General features: G+C 27.2%; 10 protein-coding genes. 1 reads left to right on the top strand and 9 read right to left on the bottom strand.

Features of this window, described 5'->3' with window-relative positions; all coding sequences use genetic code 11:
- Positions 1-226: 226 nt before the first annotated feature.
- Positions 227-820 carry a YdcF family protein gene (locus ACYUEW_RS16315; RefSeq protein ID WP_460277334.1) on the top strand — a complete coding sequence of 198 codons (594 nt, stop codon included), beginning with the start codon at positions 227-229 and terminating at the stop codon, positions 818-820.
- Positions 821-884: 64 nt separating this feature from the next.
- Here the strand turns inward: ACYUEW_RS16315 and ACYUEW_RS16310 are convergent, their stop codons facing one another.
- From ACYUEW_RS16310 to mocA, 9 genes are all read right to left on the bottom strand, one after another.
- Entirely contained in the window at positions 885-1,457 is a 573-nt protein-coding gene (locus tag ACYUEW_RS16310) for a GDSL-type esterase/lipase family protein (protein WP_265203690.1), read from the bottom strand.
- A 129-nt stretch (positions 1,458-1,586) separates the two neighbouring features.
- Positions 1,587-1,919, bottom strand: a complete 333-nt coding sequence (locus ACYUEW_RS16305) for a hypothetical protein (RefSeq protein WP_003484066.1) — start codon at positions 1,917-1,919, stop codon at positions 1,587-1,589.
- A 137-nt stretch (positions 1,920-2,056) separates the two neighbouring features.
- Complete coding sequence (locus tag ACYUEW_RS16300) at positions 2,057-3,115, bottom strand: ABC transporter substrate-binding protein (protein ID WP_460277331.1); 1,059 nt, start codon at positions 3,113-3,115, stop codon at positions 2,057-2,059.
- Positions 3,116-3,296: 181 nt separating this feature from the next.
- Entirely contained in the window at positions 3,297-4,091 is a 795-nt protein-coding gene (locus ACYUEW_RS16295; RefSeq protein WP_460277329.1) for an ABC transporter ATP-binding protein, read from the bottom strand.
- A complete protein-coding gene (locus tag ACYUEW_RS16290) occupies positions 4,088-5,056 on the bottom strand; it encodes a FecCD family ABC transporter permease (RefSeq protein WP_043032233.1) in 969 nt (322 codons plus the stop codon). Before ACYUEW_RS16290 ends, ACYUEW_RS16295 begins: the two co-directional genes overlap by 4 nt.
- Positions 5,053-5,598, bottom strand: a complete 546-nt coding sequence (locus ACYUEW_RS16285; protein ID WP_460277326.1) for a nucleoside-triphosphatase — start codon at positions 5,596-5,598, stop codon at positions 5,053-5,055. The genes ACYUEW_RS16290 and ACYUEW_RS16285 overlap by 4 nt, the downstream gene beginning before the upstream one ends.
- 25 nt (positions 5,599-5,623) lie before the next feature.
- Complete coding sequence (locus ACYUEW_RS16280) at positions 5,624-6,433, bottom strand: XdhC family protein (protein ID WP_460277324.1); 810 nt, start codon at positions 6,431-6,433, stop codon at positions 5,624-5,626.
- A complete protein-coding gene (gene yqeB / locus ACYUEW_RS16275) occupies positions 6,415-7,263 on the bottom strand; it encodes a selenium-dependent molybdenum cofactor biosynthesis protein YqeB (RefSeq protein WP_460277322.1) in 849 nt (282 codons plus the stop codon). Before yqeB ends, ACYUEW_RS16280 begins: the two co-directional genes overlap by 19 nt.
- Positions 7,253-7,858: a molybdenum cofactor cytidylyltransferase gene (mocA, locus tag ACYUEW_RS16270; protein WP_106899831.1), complete on the bottom strand. Its 606-nt coding sequence runs from the start codon at positions 7,856-7,858 to the stop codon at positions 7,253-7,255. Before mocA ends, yqeB begins: the two co-directional genes overlap by 11 nt.
- Positions 7,859-7,860: the final 2 nt, after the last annotated feature.

Genomic DNA, 7,860 nt, shown 5'->3' with positions numbered 1-7,860 from the left:
ACATATAATAATAAATTTATTTATAAAAATTTCATACAATGTAAAAATTTATATTGTATAATATAGATATAAGCCTATATAGTATTTATATAGTGAAGTTATTTAGTCATTTAAGGTTAAACATAATTTTGAAAAAATTTACATTTAAAATTTTATAAACTGGTAAAAGTGAATAAAGATTTTAAAATTATCTCTAAATACTTCTACGAGGAATGAGGTGAGATAAATAATAAATTATAAATTTAAAAAAATATTTAAGGGTTTTATATTTTTTATGATTTTAGCAATTTTAATAATAACGATTTTAGCTTCTAAAATAATATATTTTGGAGTTAAATCACAGCCACAAAAATCAGATTGTATAATAATATTAGGATGTAAAGTTAAAGGAAATGATCCAACACCTTTTTTACAGTGGAGATTAGATGAAGGATTAAGGCTATATAATGAGGGGTATGGAAAGTATATAATAGTTTCTGGGGCAAAGGGACCAGGTGAAAATATAAGTGAAGCTGAAGCCATGGAAAAATATTTAGTTGAAAAGGGAGTAGATAAGAATTTTATAATATTGGAGGATAAGTCAAAAAATACACTTCAAAATATAAAATTTTCTAAAAAGAAAATGGAGGATAATAATTTGAAATCCTCTATAATAGTATCTAATAAATATCATTTAAAAAGAGCGGAATTGTTATGCCAAAAGGAAGGAATAAAAGCAAGTTATTCGGGAGTTTTTGTAAAACCTCATATGTCCCATGAGATAGTAGGTTTTTTTAGAGAAATACCTGCATTACTAGTATATTATGTTAAAACAATATAATAAGGGAATTGTCTCAAAATAGATTTAATTTGAGATGTGATCTTTTAGAAAAGTCTATGAGATATTATTTAAATATCTCATAGGCTTTATTAAACATTATTTTATGTCCTAATAGGGTGGGGTGAATTCCATCTACAAATAGTTCAGAAGTTTCACATTTTGAGTTATGTTCTTTAATAGTTGAGAAAAAATCTATATATTTAAAATCATTTTCCTTAGAAATGTTTAAAATATATTTTCTATATTCAGTTAGTTGATTATTTACACTCAAATAATCCAAATCAGATGTCCAAATTTTTTGTGCCATAGCTATTTCTATTTCCATGGGAATACCTATAATAGGAGTTACATTGTTTTCCATACATTCCTTAATTATTAGATTTAAATTTTTTTCTACATTTTCTAAAGAACGACCTAATAAGAAGTCATTTGTTCCAGCTAAAATTATAGTATGGGTAGCTTTACTTTTTATTATATCTTCATAGGATCTAGTTAAAATACCTGCGGTTGTATCACCATTTACTCCTTTATTTACAACTTCATATTCCAATATATTTTTTAAAAGTGTTACCCAGCAATAGTTCCTATTAATTCCATATCCAAAGGTTAAACTATCTCCAATACATATTATTTTCATTTAGGTTCCTCCTATTTCATTTCTATAACAAATGATAATGGTGAAAATTTATTTATATATAGTTTTTTATAATTAATATTTAAATATTATTTTATTTAGAATAATATTTCAAATAAGAAAATAATAAAGCTAAAAGTTGGTTATATCTTCATTAAATTTTTTTAGTTCACTAAATAATTCTTCCTGCTTAGCTATTTGTTGTTGAATAGACCAAACATTATTAGCATAATAGAATTTATGTTCTAATATACTGACAAAATTTTCTTTCCAATTTGCATTTAAAAGAGAAATAAATTTTTCTTTTTTGTAATCTTCCATAGAATGGTAATAATCCTCTATATATTTATTAAAATCTTTAAGATTATTTATTAATTCGTATTTTCTATTTTTATAGTTGTTTCTAGATATCCATATAGCTAAGATTAATATGCATATAAAAATTATTAAAGGTAAAAAAGTCATTTTATCATACCTTTCATAAGTATATTTTTATAAAAAATGAATTTGATATAATTAAATTTTACTTTATTATATCAAACTTATCAGTTAAAAAATAGAAAAATCCTGATTCATTTATTAAATGAATCAGGATTTTTTATTTATTTAGATATATTTGTTTTTAAAAGATCATTAACTTCCTCATGGGAAAGATCTTTATGATAAAATAGTTTAAAAAATTCTTTAGTATCTTTATTAATATCTCCTTTATATAAATCCGGATATAGACAGGCTTGAAACCATCTTATTCCTATAAGTCTATTGATTGATGGTGGTTTATCAAACCAGTTAAATGGGATAGTTGGAATTATATATATTTTATTTTGTTTTACTGCAGAAACTTGTTTCCATGAACTATCATTAAATGCATTTGAATCTGAAACAATAACATCAGGATTCCAAGATATAATCTGTTCCATAGATACAGTATTTCGTGAGCCGTGTTTTACAGGGAAATTAGCTACATCCTTTCCACCAGCATAGGTTATAACTTCTGAATGAAGAGAACCTTCTGGATCTGTTTCTAAACCTTTAGGACCTTCAGCATAATAAACTTTTATTTTTTTATCTTCTTTGATATTATTTGTGATTTCTTTTGAAGATTTAAGAATTTTTTCACAATAAAGAGCAAGTTCTCTAGCTTTCTCTTTTTTATTTAATAAATTACCTACAAATTTATATGCTTCAGGTAATTTATCCATTTTGCCATCTACAAGTATAAAAGGTATATTTGATTGCTTTTGAAATTTTTCTACCCCAGATATAGTCGAATCGTTTATATCTCCCATAGATATTACTATATCTGGCTTTAACTTAGATATTTCTTCTATGTTGCCTGATTTTTTACCTTGTAGGCTACCAGCTACAGGAAGTTTGGCCACATCTTCGTTAAGATATCTAAGAGATTTTTTAGGAATCTTGTTATTCCATGCAACTAGTTTTTCAGGAGATAATGAATATATAAAAACAGAACCTAAGGGACTTGTACAATAAATTTTTTCTATTTTTTCAGGGATCTTTACTTCTCTTCCGGCTTGATCTGTTATGGTTTTGTAGTTATTTGAAGTAGTCTGAGTTTTATTAGTACATCCGGAAAAAGAGAATACAATAAGTAAAATTAGTGTTAAGATTGTAAATTGTTTTGATATTTTTTTTAGCATCGTATTGATACTCCTTTCATGAACAGATTTCTAAGCTTCAGAGGGAGTTTTTAATCCCTCTGAAGCTTAGAAATCGTTATCCAGAGACGTCTCTGCTCTTTATTCCCACTTTGAAGAAGATGGGAGTATTAGAGCAGGTAGTAATTGGATAAACACTTCGTGTACATAGGTATGTAAAAATTTATTTTAAATTAGAATTAAAGGGTATACATATATTTTGTTGTGAGTTTTCACTAATATTAGTATTTATCATTTTTATATCTATTCCATAAGTTTCTTTTATAACTTTAGGAGTAATTTCATCAGATGGATTACCAAAGGAAAATAAGCCGTCCTTTTTCATAATAATAACTTTACTTCCATACAAAAGAGCATGATTTGGATTATGACAAGATATAAGTATAGTTTTGTTGTTATTATTACATAGTGATTTTATTAAATTTAAAACTTTTATTTGATTCCCATAATCAAGATTTGATGTAGGTTCATCCATTATGATTATAGAAGCTTCTTGAGTAATAGCTCTTGCTATTAATACAAGTTGCCTTTCACCACCACTTATTTCTGTATAAATTTTATTTTTTAAGTGCAATATACCTAAAATATTCAAAGAATTTTCTGCAATTTGTTTATCAATGTTGCTTGGAGAAGAAAATTCTTTTATGTATACAGCACGACCCATTAGAACTACATCAAACACAGTAAAAGGAAAAGGTGGAGTGTGTGCTTGAGGTACATAAGCTATATATTTATATAATTCATTAGGAGAATAAGAATTTATATTTTTATCATTTATTAATATTTCCCCAGATTTTAATTTTAAAATATCCAATATAGCTTTAAAAAAGGTTGTCTTCCCAACGCCATTAGGCCCGAGAACACATAGAAATTCTCCTGAATTTAAACTAAAGGATAAATTTTTATAAAGTATGGTATCATCATAACCAAAAGAAACTTTTTTTATTTCTAATTTCATATCCAACCCTTCCTTACATTTATTAATAAGTAAGCGAAAAATGGTATCCCTATTAGAGAAGTTAATATTCCAAGGGGAACCTCCACAGGAAATACACATCTAGCTAAATCATCTACTAAGAGCATATATAAGCCACCTATAATAAAAGAAGTGGGAAGTAATATTTTATAATTAGGACCATATAATGATCTTGTTAAATGAGGAATAACTAATCCTACCCATCCAATAATTCCACAATAAGAAACAATTGAGGCACTAAGTAATGTGGAACATATTATTACAATAATTCTTATTCTATCTGTATTTACTCCTAGAGTTTTTGCTTCTTCTTCTGGAAAGGATAATATGTTAAGCTTCCATCTTATTAAAAGTAAAGGTATTAATCCTAAAATTATTGGTATTATCATGATTTGTAAATCTTTTAAAGTTATAGAAGATAAGCCACCCATAAGCCAAAAAGTTATAGCTGGTAGTTTGTCATAAGGATCACATATATATTTAATAAGAGATACTCCAGATGTAAATATTCCTTGTACTAACATCCCAGATAAAACTAATACTAAACTTGGATCATGATGAGGGATCCTTTTACTTATTCTCCAAGAACTTATAACTGCAATTAGCCCAAATATAAATGCAAAAACTTGTATAAATTGAACATTTAAAGAAAGTAATATACCTACTGCAACACCAAAGCTGGCTCCAGCAGAGGCACCTAAAATATCAGGAGATACTAAAGGATTTCTAAACATACCTTGATAAGAGGCCCCAGCAGTAGATAAGGCACCACCAACAAGTAATGCAGCTATAATTCTTGGCAATCGTAAATTAAAAAATATAGCAATAGTTTTATCATTTAGAAAATATAAATCCCTTAAAGATATAGAATATCTTCCTATAAAAATTGATAATAGAATCAGGATAATACCTAATTGAAGTATTAAATATTTTTTTATTTTGTTCATGGAATCATCTCATTTTCATAAAGTTTCATAGGTATATTCCAGCTACTTAATATATTTAATATATCGTTTGTAATATAATCTCTATTCTTTAGAGTAACATTCAGTAGGGTTATATCTTTTCTACTTCGTATTTCATTTAAAAAGGGAGAATCAAATTCTTTTAATACTCCTAATACAACTTTATCACTGTTTAAAATATTTCTTACTGAGGATTTAAATTTTTCTGCTTTTTCTTCTAAGAAACCGATTTCATCTAGTATTATTAAGTCACTATTAGTTAAGCTAGTATTTAATATTTCAACACCCTTATTTTCAAAAGTATATAGGTTTGGTAATGTCTTTTTATTTTCCATACATTCTCCAATTATATTATTACTTTTTTTATCCATAAGAGATATCATGTCAAAACACATTTCTCCTTTTTTATTTAAATAGCGTTTTACTTGAAAGCCACCTATTGAAACATTTAAACGGCATAATATTTTTTCTATTATAGTACTCTTCCCAGTACCGCTAGGAGCTGTGAGAAATAAATTATACATAGTAATTCTCCTTTGGTTAAAAGATTTAAAAATCTATCTTTTTTAAATCTTTCATATGATTTAAAGTTCCTTTATTTTTAATCAATAAAACTTCACTTAAAATACCAGCTGCTATCTCTTCTGGTTTCTCGGAGGCTATATCTAATCCAATAGGAGCGAATACTTTTTTTAAGTCTTCTCTACAGACTCCTTTAGCAATTAAATTATTCATAACGTAGGATGTTTTATTAGAACTTCCTATCATACCAATATAAGCTGCATTTTTAGAAACTACAGTTTCTAAGGCTAAGGCATCATCCTTATGTCCTCTTGTTACTATAATAATATAAGTATTTTTGTTTATAGGATACTCGGATAAAGATTTGTCTACTTTTTCAACTATTATTTCGTTAGCATTGGGAAATCTTTCGTTATTTGCAAAATCTTCTCTATCATCTATTATTACTGTATAGAAATTTAATATTTTAGCTATTTTGTGGATATGAAAGGATATATGACCAGCACCAACTATTATAAGTTTAGTTTCAGGAGCAAATATTTTTATGAAGCCTTCAGCTTCTCCGCCACATTGCATACCTAGTTCGCCACTTTCATTTAATTTATATTTAAAATTACTACTTTCATTATTTTTAATACATTTTATAGATTTATTTATGATTTCATATTCAACCTTACCGCCGCCTACAGTGCCTTGAATTTCTCCATTTTCCCATACAGCCATTATTGATCCAGCTTTACCTGGAGAGGAACCTGAAATATGAGTTAGAGTAGCTAAAGCAACTGTGTCACCATTATTTACACTTTTATAAATATTTCTTAAGATATCTTGTTCCATAAATTTGACCTACTTTCTGTATTTTTATTCATAAAATATAATATAGCTTCTAATACTCCACCAGCGATATTGCGTGCTTTATCAGAAATAGTAAAACAATTTTTTATTTCGTGACATCTAGGATCTACATCAGCGATTTTTAAACCTCTTTTTATTTTACTACCATCTCTTATAAGTCCTCTTAATAATCCGTTTATTTCTGTTTTAATCTCTAAGTTATCTACATAAGCTAAAATTTCACCTGAGGATACAAAATCACCAATTTTTCTTACATTTCTAATAATTCCGCCACCTGGACTATATATAACTCTCTCTTTAGAGTATCCTCCAATTTCTCCAGGGACTCCTGTATTTTTCATAGCTTCCCCTTTTAATATAATTCGTCCCAAATTGTGACCTCTCATGGTTTCTATAACGGCATGCACATCCTTACCAGCACAAAACCCTGGGCCAAGACCTATAGTTATTTCTGCCATATTCATTTTTGTACCTAGATTCTTCTTTGCAAGTATAGCATCTATCAATATTCTAGGTTCAAGCATTTCTATAAATTTTCCTTGGGGATCTACTGCAATAGGAATTCTATCATTTTGCCAACATTTTAATATTTCATTAAAATTACTTACTTTTACAGCAGTAGAGTTTTCAATAGTAAATTTTCCATTATATATAGCTTCACTATAACAGACATTTCTTCTTATAGAGGTAGGATTATGAGTTTCTAAAACCAATATTTTAAAACCACTTCTATGAAGTTTGTTTATAGTTCCAGAGGCTATATCTCCTCCTCCCCTAACAATTACAATATCTTTATATATGTTATTTATCATAACTATCACATCCTTGGTACAAATTTTTGCTTAATATATATTCATAATCCTTTGGAGTATCAATATCAAACAAAGAACAACCATTTCTTAAGTTTACAAATATAATTTCGTTTATATGATTATTTATAACGGTTTTACCGCCTACATCTCCTTGTAAATCAAGTAATTCATTCTTGAATTTTTCAGGAAATATGGTAGGAGAGCCAACTTTATTTTTGTATTTAGGAATTATTATATAGTCATTATTCCGTGTAAAGGTATTCAATAATAAGTTGATAGTATATGAATCTAATAATGGTTGATCACCGGTAAAAAACATATAGCCTTTTGATGAAGATGTATTTAAAATACCTAATTCTATAGATTGACTTTGGCCTTTGTAGGCTTTTGTATTTAAGACAGTTAAAATATTCTTTTTTTTAGATATATCTAAAACTTCTTTTTCTTGGCCAACTAAAATTATTTCGTTGAAGTTACATTCTTTGATTGCATCTATAACATGTTCTATTATAGGTTTTCCTTTGAATGGTAACATTAATTTGTTTTTTCCCATTCTGGTTGAGTAGCCTGATGCCATTATTACAGCATTTACCATAG

The organism is Clostridium sp. CTA-1, assembly GCF_054768215.1.
The sequence above is the reverse complement of the archived record's forward strand: the minus strand, read 5'-3'. Positions and strand labels throughout refer to the sequence as shown.

What these genes read in the sequence shown, in the direction of transcription:
- ACYUEW_RS16280 (WP_460277324.1), bottom strand. Translation starts at nt 6,433, where the DNA reads ATGGAACAAGATATCTTAAGAAATATTTATAAAAGTGTAAATAATGGT.
- mocA (WP_106899831.1), bottom strand. Translation starts at nt 7,858, where the DNA reads ATGGTAAATGCTGTAATAATGGCATCAGGCTACTCAACCAGAATGGGA.
- ACYUEW_RS16305 (WP_003484066.1), bottom strand. Translation starts at nt 1,919, where the DNA reads ATGACTTTTTTACCTTTAATAATTTTTATATGCATATTAATCTTAGCT.
- ACYUEW_RS16290 (WP_043032233.1), bottom strand. Translation starts at nt 5,056, where the DNA reads ATGAACAAAATAAAAAAATATTTAATACTTCAATTAGGTATTATCCTG.
- yqeB (WP_460277322.1), bottom strand. Translation starts at nt 7,263, where the DNA reads ATGATAAATAACATATATAAAGATATTGTAATTGTTAGGGGAGGAGGA.
- ACYUEW_RS16300 (WP_460277331.1), bottom strand. Translation starts at nt 3,115, where the DNA reads ATGCTAAAAAAAATATCAAAACAATTTACAATCTTAACACTAATTTTA.
- ACYUEW_RS16285 (WP_460277326.1), bottom strand. Translation starts at nt 5,598, where the DNA reads ATGTATAATTTATTTCTCACAGCTCCTAGCGGTACTGGGAAGAGTACT.
- ACYUEW_RS16310 (WP_265203690.1), bottom strand. Translation starts at nt 1,457, where the DNA reads ATGAAAATAATATGTATTGGAGATAGTTTAACCTTTGGATATGGAATT.
- ACYUEW_RS16295 (WP_460277329.1), bottom strand. Translation starts at nt 4,091, where the DNA reads ATGAAATTAGAAATAAAAAAAGTTTCTTTTGGTTATGATGATACCATA.